The organism is Thiomonas sp., from assembly GCF_054608695.1.
Genome location: NZ_JBTRXV010000016.1, coordinates 13,447 through 30,030, shown reverse-complemented (window position 1 = coordinate 30,030; position 16,584 = coordinate 13,447). Strand labels below are relative to the sequence as shown.

The following is a 16,584-nucleotide window of genomic DNA, read 5'->3' as shown; positions in this document are numbered from 1 at the left end:
CCTACAGCAGCACGATGTCGAACTGGTGCTGGACGTAGCCGGGTTCGACTTGCAGGGCGATGGGTTTGCCGATGAAGTCGGACAGTTCGGCGAGGTGGGCGCTTTCCTCTTCGAGGAAGAGATCGACCACGGCGTTGGAGGCGACGATGCGGAATTCGCGCGGGCTGAACTGCTTGGCCTCGCGCAGGATTTCGCGCAGGATGTCGTAGCAGGCGGTGCGTGCGGTTTTCACCTGGCCCTGGCCGGCGCAGACGGGGCAGGGTTCGCATAGCTGGTGGGCGAGGGATTCGCGGGTGCGCTTGCGCGTCATTTCCACCAGGCCGAGTTGCGAGAAGCCGTTGACCGACACCTTCACGCGGTCGCGCGCCAGCGATTTTTTCAACTCGTCGAGCACGGCGGCGCGGTGCTGGGCGCTGCCCATGTCGATGAAGTCGAGCAGGATGATGCCGCCCAGATTGCGCAGGCGCAGTTGCCGGGCGATGGCCTGCGCGGCTTCCAGATTGGTCTTGAAAATAGTGTCGTCGAAGTTGCGTGCGCCGACGAAGCCGCCGGTGTTCACGTCCACCGTGGTCATGGCCTCGGTCTGGTCGATGATGAGATAGCCGCCGGATTTGAGGTCCACGCGCCGACCCAGGGCTTTTTCGATTTCGGCGTCAACGTTGTACAGCTCGAACAGCGGGCGCTCGCCGCGGTAGAGCTGCAGCAGGCCGGCCACACGCGGCATGTACTCCGCGGCGAAAGCCTGCAGGCGCTCGAAGTTCTCGCGCGAGTCGATTTGAATGCTGCGCGTGGCGTCGGTGACGAGGTCGCGCAGCACGCGCTGCGCCAGGCTCAGTTCCTGGTAGAGCAGGGCGGGGGATTGCGCCTGACGCATGCGGGCGTCGATCGTGCTCCAGGTCTTGCGCAGATAGCTGATGTCGTCGAGCAGCTCGGCGTCGCTCGCATCCTCGGCGTTGGTGCGCACGATGAAGCCCAGGCTGGCGTTGGGGTCGTGCGCCTGGGCCTGCGTGGTCAGGCGCTGACGCAGCGCGTCGCGCAGCGCGGGGTCCTCGATTTTTTGCGAAATGCCAATATGCTCGTCCTGCGGCAAATGCACCAGCAGCCGCCCGGCCAGGCTGATCTGCGAGGACAGTCTCGCGCCCTTGGCGCCGATCGGGTCCTTGATCACCTGCACCAGCAGCGACTGGCCTTCGAACACCAGTTTCTCGATGGGAACCGGCGGCGCGTTCTGCCGCCCCTCGCCGTTGCTGCCCAGCATGCGCTGCCACAGGTCGGCCACATGCAGGAAAGCGGCGCGTTCCAGGCCGATGTCGATGAAGGCCGACTGCATGCCTGGCAGCACCCGCACCACGCGGCCCAGATAGACATTGCCGGCCAGGCCGCGCTCCAGCGTGCGCTCGATGTGAAGCTCTTGCACCGCCGCGTGGGCGATGAGCGCAACACGGGTTTCCTGCGGCGTGATGTTGATCAGCAAGTCTTCCTGCAAACCGGGGTTGTTCATACGGGGATTCCAGCTTGTCGCAGCAATTGGGTGGTTTCGAACAGCGGCAGCCCCATGATGCCCGAGTAGCTGCCGCCGATGTGTTGAATGAACGCCGCCGCCCGGCCCTGCACGCCGTAGGCGCCAGCCTTGCCGAAGGGCTCGCCGCTGGCCACATAGGCCGCGAGCTGCGCGTCGGACAGCGCTGCGAATTGCACCCGGCTGGTGCTCAGCGCTTCGCGTCGGTGTGAGCCTGATGTGTGCGATGCAGCCTTGTGCGGGCCTGAGGTCTGCGGGCCTGAGGCATCGGCCCATTGCAGCGCCACGGCCGTCAGCACGCGGTGGGTGTGGCCGGCCAGCAGCCTGAGCATGGCCGCGGCCTCGGCGGCATCGGACGGTTTGCCGACGATTCGCCGGCCCAGCGCCACGGTGGTGTCGGCACACAGAATGGGTGCTGGCTGCAGGCCGCGATGCGCCAGGCGCGCGGCCGCGGCCTGCAGCTTGAGCCGCGTGACGCGCGTCACATAGGCGCGGGCCGACTCGCCTGGCCGCACCCGTTCCAGCGTCTCGGCATCCTCCTTGGCGTCGGGGGCCAGCAGCACGAAGTCCACCCCGATCTGGCGCAGCAATTCCTGCCGTCTGGGGCTGGCGGAGGCGAGGTAGACGAAGGGCTTGGCGTGCATGGGAGCGTGCATTGCGGAGTGCGTCTGCGGCACTGGCGAGCCATGGGTTGGGGGACGGCCGATCATACCGGGCATGGCCACCGCGAGCAGCGCCGCGCAGCCCGGTGGCACAATGCCCGCGCGCCGGCATTCCGCCGGCCTTCATCGCTCCCCATGGCCGTTCTCTCCATCTCCGACCTCAGCCTGGCTTTCGGCCACGTTCCCCTGCTCGACCACGCCGCCATGGCACTGGAGGCGGGCGAGCGTGTCGGCCTCATCGGCCGCAACGGCACCGGCAAATCGTCGCTGCTGAAAATCATCGCCGGCCTGGAGCAGCCCGATGGCGGCCTGGTGCAGGTGCAGCAGGGTTTGCGTCAGGTGTATGTGCCGCAAGAAGCAGCGTTTCCGGCCGAGGCCACGGTGTTCGACACCGTGGCCCATGGCGTGGCCGAAGCGCGCGACCTGCGGGCGCGCTACGAGGCGCACTCGCCGGACGATGACCTGGACGCGATCCAGACGCGCATCGAACTGCTCGACGGCTGGACCTGGGAGCAGCGCGTGGACCAGACCCTGCAGCGCCTGGAACTGCAGGCCGAGGCGCGCATCGGCAGCCTGTCCGGCGGCATGCAAAAGCGCGTGGCGCTGGCGCAGGCGCTGGTGGCCGCGCCCGACGTGCTGCTGCTCGACGAGCCCACCAACCATCTCGACCTCGACGCCATCACCTGGCTCGAAGGCCTGCTCATCGGCTTTCGCGGCAGCGTCGTGCTCGTCACCCACGACCGCAGCTTTCTCGACAACGTCGCCACCCGCATCGTCGAACTCGACCGCGGCCAGTTGCGCAGCTATCCCGGCAACTTCAGCGCCTACGAGGCGCGCAAGGCGCAGGAGCTGGCCGACGAGGCCGTGTCCGCGGCCCGTGCCGACAAGTTGCTGGCGCAGGAAGAGGTGTGGATCCGCAAGGGCGTGGAGGCGCGGCGCACCCGCAGCGTCAGCCGCATCAACCGCCTGGAAGCCTTGCGCGCGCAGCGCCAGGCGCGGCGCGAAACCCTGGGGCGCGTGAAGCTGGAGGTGGACGGGGGCCAATCCAGCGGGCGCATCGTCGCCGCGCTGGAGGCGGTGGGCAAGCGCTTTGGCGAGCGCATCGTGGTGCAGGATTTTTCCGCCACCATCCTGCGCGGCGACAAGGTCGGCATCATCGGCCCCAACGGCGCCGGCAAGACCACGCTGCTGAAATTGATCCTCGGCGAACTGGCGCCCGACAGTGGCAGCGTGCGCCAGGGTACGCGCCTCACCGTGGCCTACTTCGACCAGATGCGCACCGCGCTCGACCCCGAAGCCACGCTGGCCGACACCATCAGCCCGGGGAGCGAGTGGATTGAAATCGGCGGCTCCCGCAAACATGTGATGAGCTATCTGGGCGACTTCCTGTTCGCCCCGGCGCGGGCCAATTCACCGGTGAAGTCGCTGTCGGGCGGCGAGCGCAACCGCCTGTTGCTCGCGCGCCTGTTCGCCCGCCCCGCCAACGTGCTGGTGCTGGACGAGCCCACCAACGACCTCGACATCGACACGCTGGAGTTGCTGGAACAACTGCTGCAGGAGTTCGACGGCACCGTGTTCCTCGTCAGCCACGACCGCCGCTTTCTCGACAACGTCGTCACCAGCACCATCGTCGCCGAATCCGCCCCCGGCCACCCCGGTCGCTGGCGCGAATACGAAGGCGGCGTGAGCGATTGGCTGACGCAATCGCAGCGCGCCCGCAGCCTGCAGCAGGCCGGCACTCCGGCTGCGGCGAAACGGGCAGACCGTGCAGAGCGCAGCAGCGCCGCGGGGCCCGCGCAGCCCAAGCCCACCACCGCCGCTGCTGCATCATCCCAAGGCGGGGGCAGCGCTCTCGGGGGCCAGCCAGCGCATGCGGGCGCGGGGGCCACGCCACGGCGCAAGCTCAGCTACAAGGACCAGCGCGAACTGCAGGAACTGCCCGGCCGCATCGCCGCGCTGGAGGTCGAGCAAAAAGCACTGTCCGAGCAATTGGCCGACCCGGAAACCTACAAGTCCGCACCGGAGCGGCTGAGCGCGATGCAGCAACGCTTCGCCCAGATCGAGGACGAGCTGCTCCAGGCCCTCGAACGCTGGGAAGCCCTGGAAGCCCCATGACCCAACCCACGCCCTCGGCGATGCAAGCCTCCCAACCCCTCGACAACATCGACCTGCGCACCGACCCGCAAGCCGCGCAATACGTCAAGCACGAGGCCGTGCAGGTGCAATTCGCCACCGCGCCGGGCGAACTCATCAGCCGCGAAGGCCCCAACCGCTACGCCACAGGCGACGCCCTCATCACCGGCTCCACCGGCGATCGCTGGAGCGTGTCCCGCGATCGCTTCGACGCTCGCTACCAGGCCGTCGCCCCGACGCTAGATGGGCAAGACAGCCTCTACATCAACAAACCCCTGCCCGTGCTGGCCCGGCAAATGCCAGCCCCATTCCGCATCGCCCGCAGCGCCGGCGGCGACCTGCTGCACGGCAAAGCGGGCGACTGGCTGCTGCAATACGCGCCGGGGGATTATGGGGTGGTGGAAGGGGCGCGGTTCGAGCGGGTGTATCGACGTGTCGATCCATCCGTGTTCAAGATCGGCGATGGCGCCCCGCCACGCGGCTGACACCGTCCGAACATGGGGTTCCCCCGGAGGCTCCGTCCGTCTCTTCACGACTGCCGAAGCGAACGAACGATTTCGTGAGATCTCCAGAACATCGTCGTGCCCGAGATGCAGCGACGCGCACGGTCCGATGATGAGCCCGATTCAGTTCTTTTTGCTGAGCAGGTACAAAACGTAGCCGCCCACAGCGCCGACAATCGCACCGGCCAAAACATCGTTGAATGACTGCTGGGCCACATTCCGAAGAAGTACCGCATCCAGGCCTTGCAGGTCGGCGCCCCTCGATACCACGTCCCTGAAGGGGAGTTGGCCGATGAGCGGCACCGATGGTCTCATGAGGAAGCCGATGAACCCGCCAACCAGCGCGCCTAAGGTCGCGAACCAGCTACCGGCCATCATTGCAGTTGTCCATGTTTGCGTGGGGGCCCTGTAGCGCAGCCCGTTCGGAGATTCTTACAGGCAGTCTACCCGACGGAGAGGCGGTATTTTCCTTGCCTGCATATCCCAGCAGACAGGAGAAATGCCCAGGGCACAGGCTGGCAGCGCGAGCAGCAGGCCCAGCACGGAATAGGGCGTGGCCCATAACATGCCGGGCAACTGGCGGGCCAGCCGAGCGGCGGCCGTGGCGCGGTGCATGACGGCACTGGCTTGAGGGTGAGCGGCGTCAAGCCCGGTGGTAGGGATGCCCGGACAGCAGGCTGTGGGCGCGATAGATTTGCTCGGACAGCAGCACGCGGGCCAGGCCGTGGGGCAGGGTGAGGTCGGACAGGCGCAGCAGGGCGTCGGCACGCTGCTTGAGGCGCGGCGCCAGGCCGTCGGCACCGCCGATGAGCAGGGCGACGTCGCGCCCTTCCTGGCGCCAGCGTTGCAGCTCGGTGGCCAGGCTGGCCGTGGTGTGGCGCTGGCCATGCTCGTCCAGGGCGATGAGGCGGCAGCTTTGCGGCAGCGCGGCCTCGATGCGCCGCGCTTCGCGCTCCATCACCGCCTCGGCGCTGAGGCTGGAGCTGCGCGCCTCGGCGCGAATCTCCTTGAGCAGCAGCGGGGTTTCGGCGGGCAGGCGCTTGGCGTAGTCCGCATAGGCTTCATCCACCCAATGCGGCATGCGCTGCCCGACCGCCAGCAACCAGATTTTCATGGGGCTCTCAAGGAAACGAAGGGCCGCTCCCGAGTTGTCTTGACCCCCTCGTGGGGAAGTCCGCTTGCGAACTGCTGGGGGCGCTGACCTCAGGCTACCGCCTTGCGGCTGCGGCCCTTCGATGGGGCGAGAAAACATGGGGCGGCCATGCGTTTGTCATGCGGCGCCGTGCGTGGCCATGGGCAGACAGGTGAAGCGGCCCGAGCCTTGTCGTGCTGCGGGCCAGGCTTTCAGCTTGGCGTTTTTTTTGCGGCGGCGCGGCGCGTCACCGCCGGTTTGCTCGCATTGCGCGCCGTTGAGCTGGCCGAGGCTGAACTGATTGTCGCGCCGCTTTTGCTGCCGCTGGCGGCACGACTCGCAGCACGCTTGCGCGGCGCGGGGGTGGTGTTGGCAACCGTCTTGCTCGTTGCCCGGGGCTTGGCCCCCGAGCTGCCGGCGGTCTTGGCCGGGCTCGGGCTCTTGGCGCGTGGTTTGGCTGCTGACGCAGCGTCCGTGGTGTAGCCGGTGTCGGCCTTGGTCTTGCCGGGCCAGGGGCCGCGCTTGGCGGGCACCTTGCTTGCCGCGTTGCGGGTGGGTGCGGGGTTTGCGCCAGCGCGTTTGGCCGCAGGTTTTTTGGCGGGGGCTATTCGCTTCGCGGCCGTGGCGGAACTGGCTTTGGCGCTGCGAGCCGCCCCTGGGCTGGCGCTGCGCGCTGCCTTGGTGGCGGCAAGAGCCGCTGCGTCCTGCTTGGCTTTGAGGTGCACGTTCTTGCCACCCCAAATGTCTTCCAGCTTGTAATAGGCGCGGATGACGGGCTGCATGATGTGCACCACGGCGTCGCCGCAGTCCACCAGAACCCATTCGCCGCTGCCTTCGCCTTCCGGGTTTTTCACGGTGCCACCGGCGGCGCGGACCTGATCGCGCACGCTGGCGGCCAGGGCCCGGGTCTGCCGGTTGGAGCTGCCGCTGGCGACGATGACGCGGTCGAACAGGCTGGTCAGGGCCTCGGTGTTGAAGATCTGGATGTCTTGCGCCTTGACGTCTTCCAGGGCGTCGACGATGGTGCGTTGCAGCTTACGAATGTCCATGCGGGGTGGGTGTGGAGTAAAGATGGTGGTCTTCAATATAGCGCGCCACGGGCGCGGGCATGAGCGCGCCGAGCGGCACGCCGCGCGCAACGCATTCGCGCACGCGGGTGGCGGAGAGGTCGATTTCGTCCATGGCGAGTCGGTGCAGCACATGGCCGGCGCGGGCCAGGGCGTGCGGCAGCTCGGGCGGAGCGGCGTCGGAATGGCCCGGGCGGCGGGCCACGGCCAGATCGACGCATGCGGCGATGTCTTCCCAGCCGTTCCAGCTCGTCAGGTTGCGCAACTGGTCGGCGCCGAGGATGAAGGTGAAGGCGGTGTCGGGGTGTGCGGTTTGCAAGGCGCGCAGGGTGTCGATGGTGTAGCTGGGGCCCTGGCGTTTGAGTTCGATGTCGCAGCCGTGCAGCCCGGCGTGGCCGGCGATGGCGAGCTCGAGCATGGCCCAGCGGTCGGCCTGGCTGGCGGCCAGCGGGTCGCGCTGCCAGGGCTGGCCGGCGGGAATGAGCCACACGGCGTCGAGCGCAAGTTCGCGCCGGGCGCTGAGGGCCAGTTGCAGGTGGGCGGTGTGGATGGGGTCGAAGCTGCCGCCAAGCAGGCCGATGCGCGGCGGCTTTGCCACGGTGGCGATGGTGGCGTCGCTCACGCCGCAGCCCAGTCGCGTGGCTTGAGGAACACTTCGTACAGCCGCGCTTCGGGTGTGCCGGGTGCGGGGTGCCAGTCGTAGCGCCACTTCACGATGGGCGGCATGGACATGAGGATGGACTCGGTGCGCCCGCCCGATTGCAGGCCGAACAGGGTGCCGCGGTCCCACACCAGATTGAACTCGACATAGCGTCCGCGCCGGTAAGCCTGGAAGTCGCGCTCGGGCTCACCAAAAGGCAGGGCGCGGCGACGCTCGACGATGGGCAGATAGGCGCCGAGAAAGGCATCGCCCACCGCACGCATGAGGGCGAAGCCGCGGTCGAAGCCGCCGTCGGCAAAGTCGTCGAAAAACACCCCGCCGACGCCGCGTGGCTCATTGCGGTGCTTGAGGAAAAAATAGTCGTCGCACCAGGTTTTGAAGCGCGGGAAATAGCCGGGGTCGAGCGCGTCCAGCGCCTGCTTGCAGGTCTGGTGAAAGTGCATCGCATCGTCCTCGAAGCCGTAGTAGGGCGTCAGGTCCATGCCGCCGCCGAACCAGGCCACCTCCGGCTTGCCCGCGGGCTGCGCCACCAGCATGCGCACATTCATGTGGACGGTGGGCACATAGGGGTTGCGCGGGTGCAGCACCAGCGACACCCCCATGGCCTCGAACGGCGCCCCCGCCAGCTCGGGCCGATGCTGCGTGGCCGAGGGCGGCAGCCTCGCGCCGCGCACATGCGAGAAGTTGCAGCCACCACGCTCGAACAGCCCGCCGTCCTCGATCAGGCTCGTCGCCCCATCGCCTTCCAGCGGCCCACCGGCTGGGCGGGTCCAGGCGTCGCGCCGAAAGCTCTTGCCATCCAGCGCTTCGAGGGCGTGAAGGATGCGGGATTGCAGGTCGAGCAGGTAGTTGCGAACTTCGGTGTGCATGGGCGCCAATTCGATGGGGGATGTCGAATTGTCCAACAGACGTGACGATATCCGTCAGGCGCCCAGATGGCTCGCGCTGCGGCCGGCTCGCATATTCTGCGGGAGCCAGGTCGCGAGACCGGGGAAAACGTACAGCAGGGCCAGCGCGGGGATCATCAGAAAGAACATGGGAAGGGCCTTGCGGGCAAGCCAGGGGAGTTCGCGCCCGGTCATGCCTTGCAGCACGAACAGGTTGAATCCGACCGGCGGGGTGATCTGCGCCATCTCGACCACCAACACGATGAAAATGCCAAACCAGATGAGGTCGATGTTGGCATGCTGCACGGTTGGCAGGATCACGCCGATCGTGAGCACCACCATGGAAATACCGTCGAGGAACATGCCCAGCACGATGTAGAACAATGCCAGGGCGACGAGCAACCCGGTCTGCCCAAGCCCGAGTGTGTCGATCCGCTGTGCGAGGGCGTTCGGCAGTCCGATATGGCCCATGGCCAGGGTGAGGAATTGGGCGCCGACGAGGATGAGCGCGATCATGCAATACAGCCGTGTTGCGCCGAGCAGGGATTCGCGGAACGTGGGCCAGTTGAGCGAACCCTGGATGGCCGATAGCACCAGGGCGCCGACGACGCCGATTGCGGCTGCTTCCGCGGCGGTTGCCACACCGGTGTAGATGGAGCCCAGCACGACGGCGATCAGCAGCACGACTGGAATGAGGTGGCGCGATTGCCAGAGCTTTTCGCGCAGGCTGAGATCGGCGTCGGCCGCCGGGATCAGCCCTGGATGGCGCAAGGCCCAGATGGCGATATAGCCCATGAACAGGAGCGCCAGCAGGATGCCAGGAATGATGCCGGCAATGAACAACCGCGCGATCGATACATTGGCCGAGACGCCGTAGACGGTCATGATGATGGACGGGGGAATCAGCAATCCAAGGGTGCCGGCACCGGCCAGCGTGCCGATGACCTGGTCTTCCGGGTAGCCGCGTTTCTTGAGTTCGGGGATGGTCATCTTGCCGATGGTCGCGCAGGTCGCAGCCGACGAGCCGGACACCGCGGCAAAGATGGCGCAGCCGATGACATTGGTGTGCAGCAACCGTCCCGGCAGGCGGTTGAGCCAGGGTGCCAGGCCTTTGAACATGTCTTGCGACAGGCGGGTACGGAACAGGATTTCCCCCACTGCGTACTGGTCGATGGCTTGCAGGAGTTGGGGACATTCGTCGGGTCGGATCGCGGGCTGGTGCTTGGGTCCATGTGGAGTGAGGGCCTTTGCCAGATCAAACGCACCCCTCGCTTCGATCTGGCGCAGGGTGTCGAGCACCTGCACCGAGGTGATCCGGTCAATCGCCAGAGGTCCGAGGTCGGGGTCGAGGTCAGCCTCCAGCCTATGCTTGACATCGCGGGTGTGGCTGTCCACCCAGATGCAGCGCTGGCGCTCGAACCATTCGGTGGCGATGTGCTGGAAGCTCCTGGTGGCGTCGATGTGCGCTTCGGGCCCTATTGGCCTGGCGCACGGCGCTGGGGTCGATGCCCTGGATGAGCTGGCGCTTGGCGTCGTCGCCGGCCTGGCGGGCCTCTTTCAGGCTGATCAGTGGACAGTGGATAAGCGCCGAAAGAGAGGCGCTTCTCGACGCCGCCGTAGCGGTACTTGAAGCGCCAGCCTTTGCTACCGGCCTTGGTGATTTCGAGGTAGAGCCCACCACCATCAAACAGGCAGGTGAGTTTGCCGGCTTTGGGCTGGGCCGCGCGCGTTTGGGCGTCGGTGAGCGTGGACATCGTGGGCTGGGGGCAAGTGGACGATGGAATCCATGCTATTGCCCCCAAATCACCCCCGCACAACCGCATCCAACCGGTGCATTGGGGGACCGCAACAGCGCCATAGCACTTCCACACTGAGCCAGTCCCATCTCAACAGCCTGCAATCCCTGAAGATCAGCAAACCCCTAATTCAAGCTGTCAACACGCGGTCTTTCGTTTCGGGCAGAGCGAATGCGGCAATGAAGAAGAGTGCATAGGCGCCAACAGCGAAAATTGCAATAGCATTCCCAAATCCTATAGAAGATTTTAGATAACCGATAAGCGCTGGGAAAAGAGCTCCAATGGCACGGCCAAAATTATATGTAAATCCTTGCCCTGAGCCGCGAATAATTGTTGGAAAAAGCTCAGTTAAGAACGGTCCCATACCTGAGAAATACCCACTCGCAAAAAAGCCCAGTGGGAATCCCAAAATAAAAGTTACTTCATTGGGGATTGGAAGCTGCGTGTAAGCAAGAATGGTGGCAATGGCCCCAAGGGAAAAAAGGAGGAACAACATGCGACGGCCAAGCCTGTCGGCTAACCAAGCGCCACTCAAATAGCCAATAAAGCTGCCGATGATGAGGATGGCAAGGTATGGGGTGCTGCCGACGACGCTGAGATGCTTATCAGCGTGAAGAAATGCTGGCAGCCAAAAAATAACTGCATAATACCCGCCCTGTGCGCCAACGGAGAGAAGAGAGGCCAGGATCGTTGTCCGTAATACGGCAGGATCAAAGATGGCAAGAATGCTTGGGCGCACAGCCTTTTTGCGCGCCGCAACTGCAATTTCTGGTTCAGGCACGTTTCTCCGAATAAATAGAACCATCAGTGCTGGAATAACTCCGATGGCAAACATTGCTCGCCACGCAGTTTCTGCTGGCAATGCTGAATAGATGATTGCTTGCGCAATAACAGCGATACCCCATCCAATAGCCCAGGCGGATTGGACACTACCCACGGCCCGACCGCGGAATTGGGGCCGAATTGTTTCTCCCATCAGAACTGCGCCAGCAGCCCATTCTCCGCCAAATCCAAATCCAAGCAAGGCTCTCAGCACCATGAGTTGATCGAAGTTTTGTGCAAATGCACATAGAAAGCTGAAGAGTGAAAACCATAGAATGGTGATCTGGAGCGTCTTCACACGTCCGATGCGGTCAGAAAGCAAACCTGCGGCCCAACCGCCAACGGCGGAAGCAAGTAACGTCAGTGTTGCTGCAAATCCGGCCGGCCCCGCGCCGACTGACCATTGATGCATGATCGTGACAATGATTAGCGGATAGATCATGAAATCCAAACCATCAAGACCCCATCCCCCAGCACACGCCCAGAATGTGCGTCGCTCCGTATTGGTCATATTTCTGTAGAAGCTAGACAGGCCGCGGCCTGCAACCTCTGCTTTAGGCGTCGTCGTTGAGGCGTCATTCATGGTTACTTCTCCTATCCACGAAACTTAAGTTAAATCGCTCTTGGAATGGGCGAGAATGTGCTATTAAATATGCCTCGCACCAAATCGTTGAATTTTTCATTGATATGTCAAGTCTTTGAGTCCTTATAAATTTGCCGCAGACTTATCATGGCATGAACCGAACGTTACCATTATTAGCTTTTGCTTGATTTGCTGGAGAGTCCACGTGCCCAATCACAGTGACATGACCACAGCGCCCTTGAGCCCTTTTGCCTCTGGTCATGACGCACGCCGTCACTGAATTCAATTGAAGGACCGATGCTGCGGGACCTGACAGCTAGCTAAGTCGGGCTGGCAACGGTTGCATGGACCATAAAACACCTATAAGATACATGTAAAACATCAGCGACAATTGATTGTCATCCTCGTAATTTATTTTGAAATAGGTGGAAACCCTCATGAGCACTCCCCCTGGAACGGTAAGTGGGCAAAGCACTGGGATCGTCTCGTCGTCCCATCTGGCTTCTCCACGTGGCCTGGCTGCCTCCGAATTCGAGTTCGGCCTGATCGTGAGCTGGAATGCGTTTTCGCGCTGGGTGGTCCGCTGCATGGCGGCTGCAGGCTACCGCGATCTCACCATCACGGACGTATTGCTGCTGCATCACATCAACCACCGCGCCCGCAACAAGAAGTTGGCCGACATCTGCTTTGTCCTCAACTATGAGGACGTCCACGTGGTGGCCTACGCCCTTAAGAAGTTGGTTGCCGCCGGCCTTGCACAGACCGAGAAGATCGGCAAGGAGGTGTTCTACAGCCCGACATCTGCGGGCGAAGAGGCCGTGTACAAATACCGAGAGGTGCGGGAGCAGTGTCTGATCGCCAATCTTGATGCGCAGATGAACCAGGATCTCGGAGAAGTCGCGCGCATGCTCCGGACCATGAGCGGCCTTTATGACCAAGCGGCGCGCGCTGCTAGTTCACTCTGATGCAGTTTTAGTTGAGTGGGCACCTTGGACGTCGCAGCGAAGTCCGTCCCTTGGGACCAGGAAACACTGTGCATCTCCAGCGACTTACTTGAGAGAGTCACTCGATACTCCCTACCAAAACCATCAACATTCCGATGAGCAACATGCAAGACAACAACCTGAGCACATCCGGGCGCTGGCAATTCTGGGTCGACCGTGGCGGCACCTTCACCGATATCGTGGCGCGCAAGCCTGATGGGACTCTTCTCGCCCACAAGCTGCTTTCGGAGAATCCGGAGCAGTACCGCGACGCAGCAGTGGCGGGCATCCGGCAACTGCTGGGCCTGGCGCCTGATGCGCCGATCACGCCGGATCGGGTGGAGTGCGTGAAGATGGGCACGACCGTGGCGACCAACGCGCTGCTGGAACGCAAGGGCGAGCCGGTGGCGCTGGTGACGACGCGGGGCTTTCGCGATGCCTTGCGCATCGCCTACCAGAACCGGCCGCGGCTATTCGACCGCCATATCGTGCTGCCCGAGTTGCTGTACCAGCACGTCATCGAGGCTGACGAACGCCTGGGTGCTGACGGCGAGGTCGTGCGCGCGCTGGATGAAGGGGACCTGCGCACGCGGTTGCAAGAGGCGTTCGACGCCGGCTTGCGCGCGGTGGCCATCGTATTCATGCATGGCTATCGCTACGCTGTCCATGAGCGGGTGGCAGGGAAGATCTCCCGCGACATCGGGTTCACACAAGTCAGCACCTCGCACGAAACCAACCCGCTGATGAAGTTTGTCTCGCGCGGCGACACCGCCGTGGTGGACGCCTATCTCTCGCCCATCCTGCGGCGCTATGTGGACCAGGTCGCGGCCGAGATGCCGGGGGTGCGGCTGCTGTTCATGCAGTCCAGCGGCGGTCTGACCGAGGCGCATGCGTTTCGCGGCAAGGACGCCATCCTGTCGGGGCCGGCGGGCGGCATCGTCGGCATGGCGCGCACGGCGGAAATGGCAGGCCACCAACGGGTGATCGGCTTCGACATGGGCGGCACCTCCACCGATGTGTCGCATTACGCCGGTAGCTTCGAGCGCGCCTTCGAGACCCAGGTGGCCGGGGTGCGCGTGCGCGCGCCCATGATGAGCATCCACACGGTGGCGGCTGGCGGGGGCTCGATGCTGCACTTCGACGGCGCGCGTATGCGCGTGGGGCCCGATTCGGCTGGGGCCAACCCCGGGCCGGCCTGCTACCGGCGCGGAGGACCCCTCACCGTGACCGACGCCAATGTGATGCTGGGCACCATCCAGCCGGCGCATTTCCCCTCCGTGTTCGGTCCGCAGGGCAATCAGCCGCTGGATGCCGAGACCGTGCACCGCCACTTCACCGAACTTGCGGCGCGGATCGCGCGAGACACGGGCCGCGCCCAGACGCCCGAGGGCGTGGCCGAGGGCTTCGTGAACATTGCGGTGCAGGCCATGGCAGGGGCCATCAAGCGCATCTCGGTGGCGCGCGGGCACGACGTCACGCACTACACCCTGCAATGCTTTGGCGGCGCCGGGGCACAGCACGCCTGCCGTGTGGCCGATGCGTTGGGCATGGAGCGCGTGTTCATCCATCCCCTGGCCGGTGTGCTGTCGGCCTACGGCATGGGGCTGGCCGAACAAACGGTGATACTGGAGCGCAGCGTGGAGGTTGAACTCGATGCTGAAGCGGGAGCGCACATCGACGAAGCGCTCCGGGGCTTGTCCGTCGCAGCCCGCGAGCAGTTACTCGGGCAGGGGGTAGCACTCGATCGCATCCATGTACTGCAGCGCGTGCATGTGCGCTACCAGGGCACAGATTCCGTGCTGGCGGTTGACGCGGGCAGTCTCAAAGAAATCACGCAGCGCTTCGAACAAAGCTATCAACAGCGCTTCGCACACCTGCTGCCTTCGCGTCCGCTTGTGGTGGAGTCAGTATCGGTGGAAGCCGCTGGCGGCGGCGACGTCATACGCGAGAGTCAGCTCGAAGATGCCGTAGAGGATGCGATGCCGATCCGGAATCGTATCCAGCTCTACAGTGGCGGCGTTTGGCATGACGCCGCGCTCGTATTGCGCAACATCGGTGCGCCCGGCCAGCGAATTGATGGGCCAGCGGTCATTGCCGATGCCAATACCACGATTGCCGTTGAACCCGGTTGGCGGGCGCGCATCACAGCGCTGAACCATCTGGAACTCACGCGCATCGCCCCACGGGCCGCCGCTTCGACGCACGACACCAAGGCTGACCCGGTGCTGCTGGAGGTGTTCAACAACCTGTTCATGAACATCGCCGAACAAATGGGGGCGCAACTGCAGAACACGGCGGTGTCGGTGAACATCAAGGAGCGGCTGGACTTTTCCTGCGCGTTGTTCGACGTCGAAGGCAACCTCATCGCCAACGCGCCGCACATGCCGGTGCACCTGGGGTCGATGGGCGAGAGCATATGCACCGTGATCCAGCGCAACGCCGGCAGCCTGCGACCCGGCGATGTGTTCATGCTCAACGACCCTTACCACGGCGGCACGCATCTGCCCGATGTGACCGTGGTCACGCCGGTGTTCGACGCCACTGGCCGCAGCGTACTGTTCTTCGTCGCCTCGCGTGGTCACCACGCCGACATCGGCGGCACCACCCCCGGCTCCATGCCGCCGTTCTCCCGCAGCATCGAGGAGGAGGGCGTGGTGATCGACAACTTCAAGCTGGTGGCGCAAGGGCGCTTGCGTGAAGCCGAGACCCTGGCCTTGCTGGCGAGCGGCAACAACCCGGCGCGCAATCCGCAGCAGAACCTCGCCGACCTCAAGGCGCAGATCGCGGCCAATGCGAAAGGCGCGCAGGAGCTGCGGCAACTGGTGGCGGACTACGGCCTGGCGGTGGTGCAGGCCTATATGCGCCATGTGCAGGACAACGCCGAGCAGGCGGTGCGCCGCGTGATCGGCGCCTTGCACGACGGCAGCTTCGTGCTCGATCTGGACAACGGCGCGCGCATCGCGGTGGCGATACGCGTGGACCAGGCAGCGCGCAGCGCCGTCATCGATTTCACCGGCACCTCGCAGCAGCAGGCCAACAACTTCAACGCGCCAAGGGCCGTGACCATGGCGGCGGTGCTCTACGTCTTCCGCTGCCTGGTGGACGACGACATTCCGCTCAACGCCGGTTGCCTCAAGCCGCTGCAGGTCCTCATTCCCGAGGGCTCGATGCTGGCGCCCGCATCACCGGCCTCGGTCGTGGCCGGCAATGTGGAAACCTCGATGTGCATCACCAACGCCCTGTTCGGCGCCCTCGGCGTGCAGGCGGCCAGCCAGTGCACGATGAACAACTTCACCTTCGGCAACGCCCGCCACCAGTATTACGAAACCATCGCCGGCGGCTCCGGCGCGGGCGGCATGTTCGACGCGCAGGGCCGGCTCACTGGCGGCTTCGATGGCACGGCGGTGGTGCAGACCCATATGACCAACTCGCGCCTGACCGACCCGGAGGTGCTGGAGTTCCGCTATCCGGTGCGGTTGGAGAGCTTCACCATCCGCGAGGGTTCGGGCGGCGCGGGGCGCTGGAGGGGCGGGGACGGCGGCGTGCGGCGCATCCGCTTCCTGGAGCCGATGACCGCTTCCATCCTGTCGAATGGCCGCAAGGTGGCGGCTTTCGGCATGGCGGGCGGTCAGCCAGGGGCCCTGGGCATCAACCGCGTCGAGCGAGCGGGCGGGCTGATACAGCGACTGGGGCCCACGGCCAGCGTGGAGATGCAAGCGGGGGATGTGTTCGTCATCGAAACCCCCGGAGGCGGGGGTTTCGGCACAGCCGGGGGCTGAAGACAGGCCCGGCCTGCCGCGCAAGAGGCGCAGCTGCAGAGCGGCGCCGGAGGCGGC

Annotated in this window: 15 protein-coding genes; 4 read left to right on the top strand and 11 right to left on the bottom strand. The window is 64.8% G+C overall.

The features are described 5' to 3' along the window. Position 1 precedes the first annotated feature (1 nt). Positions 2-1,486, bottom strand: a complete 1,485-nt coding sequence (gene rng, locus ACYCUK_RS08270) for a ribonuclease G (protein WP_461594343.1) — start codon at positions 1,484-1,486, stop codon at positions 2-4. 11 nt (positions 1,487-1,497) lie between these two features. Beyond that, positions 1,498-2,175: a Maf family protein gene (locus tag ACYCUK_RS08265; protein ID WP_461594314.1), complete on the bottom strand. Its 678-nt coding sequence runs from the start codon at positions 2,173-2,175 to the stop codon at positions 1,498-1,500. Positions 2,176-2,316: 141 nt separating this feature from the next. On the opposite strand from ACYCUK_RS08265, the gene ACYCUK_RS08260 reads away from it, so the two are divergent. Beyond that, positions 2,317-4,296 carry an ATP-binding cassette domain-containing protein gene (locus ACYCUK_RS08260; RefSeq protein ID WP_461594313.1) on the top strand — a complete coding sequence of 660 codons (1,980 nt, stop codon included), beginning with the start codon at positions 2,317-2,319 and terminating at the stop codon, positions 4,294-4,296. After that, positions 4,293-4,799 (top strand): PGDYG domain-containing protein, encoded by a 507-nt coding sequence (locus ACYCUK_RS08255; RefSeq protein WP_461594312.1) that lies wholly within the window; start codon positions 4,293-4,295, stop codon positions 4,797-4,799. The genes ACYCUK_RS08260 and ACYCUK_RS08255 overlap by 4 nt, the downstream gene beginning before the upstream one ends. 141 nt (positions 4,800-4,940) lie before the next feature. On the opposite strand, the gene ACYCUK_RS08250 is transcribed toward ACYCUK_RS08255, so the two are convergent. The 9 genes from ACYCUK_RS08250 to ACYCUK_RS08210 form a co-directional block, all read right to left on the bottom strand. Beyond that, positions 4,941-5,195 (bottom strand): hypothetical protein, encoded by a 255-nt coding sequence (locus ACYCUK_RS08250; protein WP_461594311.1) that lies wholly within the window; start codon positions 5,193-5,195, stop codon positions 4,941-4,943. Between the two features lie 54 nt (positions 5,196-5,249). Beyond that, positions 5,250-5,432, bottom strand: coding sequence for a hypothetical protein (locus ACYCUK_RS08245; RefSeq protein WP_461594310.1), 183 nt, complete (start codon positions 5,430-5,432; stop codon positions 5,250-5,252). Positions 5,433-5,460: 28 nt separating this feature from the next. Then, entirely contained in the window at positions 5,461-5,931 is a 471-nt protein-coding gene (rlmH, locus tag ACYCUK_RS08240; protein WP_461594309.1) for a 23S rRNA (pseudouridine(1915)-N(3))-methyltransferase RlmH, read from the bottom strand. 230 nt (positions 5,932-6,161) lie between these two features. After that, positions 6,162-6,998: a ribosome silencing factor gene (rsfS, locus tag ACYCUK_RS08235; RefSeq protein WP_461594308.1), complete on the bottom strand. Its 837-nt coding sequence runs from the start codon at positions 6,996-6,998 to the stop codon at positions 6,162-6,164. After that, positions 6,985-7,638: a nicotinate-nucleotide adenylyltransferase gene (nadD, locus tag ACYCUK_RS08230; RefSeq protein WP_461594307.1), complete on the bottom strand. Its 654-nt coding sequence runs from the start codon at positions 7,636-7,638 to the stop codon at positions 6,985-6,987. The genes rsfS and nadD overlap by 14 nt, the downstream gene beginning before the upstream one ends. Then, positions 7,635-8,546 (bottom strand): oxygen-dependent coproporphyrinogen oxidase, encoded by a 912-nt coding sequence (gene hemF / locus ACYCUK_RS08225; protein ID WP_461594306.1) that lies wholly within the window; start codon positions 8,544-8,546, stop codon positions 7,635-7,637. The genes nadD and hemF overlap by 4 nt, the downstream gene beginning before the upstream one ends. Positions 8,547-8,600: 54 nt before the next feature. Further along, positions 8,601-9,998: a TRAP transporter large permease gene (locus ACYCUK_RS08220; RefSeq protein WP_461594342.1), complete on the bottom strand. Its 1,398-nt coding sequence runs from the start codon at positions 9,996-9,998 to the stop codon at positions 8,601-8,603. Positions 9,999-10,039: 41 nt separating this feature from the next. Further along, positions 10,040-10,318 carry an Arm DNA-binding domain-containing protein gene (locus tag ACYCUK_RS08215; protein ID WP_461594305.1) on the bottom strand — a complete coding sequence of 93 codons (279 nt, stop codon included), beginning with the start codon at positions 10,316-10,318 and terminating at the stop codon, positions 10,040-10,042. Between the two features lie 172 nt (positions 10,319-10,490). Continuing rightward, positions 10,491-11,765 carry an MFS transporter gene (locus tag ACYCUK_RS08210; protein WP_461594304.1) on the bottom strand — a complete coding sequence of 425 codons (1,275 nt, stop codon included), beginning with the start codon at positions 11,763-11,765 and terminating at the stop codon, positions 10,491-10,493. A gap of 437 nt (positions 11,766-12,202) precedes the next feature. Between ACYCUK_RS08210 and ACYCUK_RS08205 the strand changes: the two genes are divergently transcribed. Both ACYCUK_RS08205 and ACYCUK_RS08200 read left to right on the top strand, forming a co-directional pair. Beyond that, positions 12,203-12,730, top strand: coding sequence for a winged helix DNA-binding protein (locus tag ACYCUK_RS08205; protein WP_112485851.1), 528 nt, complete (start codon positions 12,203-12,205; stop codon positions 12,728-12,730). A 143-nt stretch (positions 12,731-12,873) separates the two neighbouring features. Further along, positions 12,874-16,527, top strand: coding sequence for a hydantoinase B/oxoprolinase family protein (locus ACYCUK_RS08200; protein ID WP_461594341.1), 3,654 nt, complete (start codon positions 12,874-12,876; stop codon positions 16,525-16,527). The last annotated feature ends 57 nt before the right edge of the window (positions 16,528-16,584 follow it).

Excerpts from the sequence above, each read along its gene's own strand:
- rlmH (WP_461594309.1), bottom strand. The coding sequence starts at position 5,931 with ATGAAAATCTGGTTGCTGGCGGTCGGGCAGCGCATGCCGCATTGGGTG.
- ACYCUK_RS08210 (WP_461594304.1), bottom strand. The coding sequence starts at position 11,765 with ATGAATGACGCCTCAACGACGACGCCTAAAGCAGAGGTTGCAGGCCGC.
- ACYCUK_RS08265 (WP_461594314.1), bottom strand. The coding sequence starts at position 2,175 with ATGCACGCTCCCATGCACGCCAAGCCCTTCGTCTACCTCGCCTCCGCC.
- ACYCUK_RS08260 (WP_461594313.1), top strand. The coding sequence starts at position 2,317 with ATGGCCGTTCTCTCCATCTCCGACCTCAGCCTGGCTTTCGGCCACGTT.
- ACYCUK_RS08245 (WP_461594310.1), bottom strand. The coding sequence starts at position 5,432 with ATGCACCGCGCCACGGCCGCCGCTCGGCTGGCCCGCCAGTTGCCCGGC.
- hemF (WP_461594306.1), bottom strand. The coding sequence starts at position 8,546 with ATGCACACCGAAGTTCGCAACTACCTGCTCGACCTGCAATCCCGCATC.
- ACYCUK_RS08215 (WP_461594305.1), bottom strand. The coding sequence starts at position 10,318 with ATGTCCACGCTCACCGACGCCCAAACGCGCGCGGCCCAGCCCAAAGCC.
- ACYCUK_RS08205 (WP_112485851.1), top strand. The coding sequence starts at position 12,203 with ATGAGCACTCCCCCTGGAACGGTAAGTGGGCAAAGCACTGGGATCGTC.
- rsfS (WP_461594308.1), bottom strand. The coding sequence starts at position 6,998 with ATGGACATTCGTAAGCTGCAACGCACCATCGTCGACGCCCTGGAAGAC.
- ACYCUK_RS08250 (WP_461594311.1), bottom strand. The coding sequence starts at position 5,195 with ATGATGGCCGGTAGCTGGTTCGCGACCTTAGGCGCGCTGGTTGGCGGG.
- ACYCUK_RS08255 (WP_461594312.1), top strand. The coding sequence starts at position 4,293 with ATGACCCAACCCACGCCCTCGGCGATGCAAGCCTCCCAACCCCTCGAC.
- ACYCUK_RS08200 (WP_461594341.1), top strand. The coding sequence starts at position 12,874 with ATGCAAGACAACAACCTGAGCACATCCGGGCGCTGGCAATTCTGGGTC.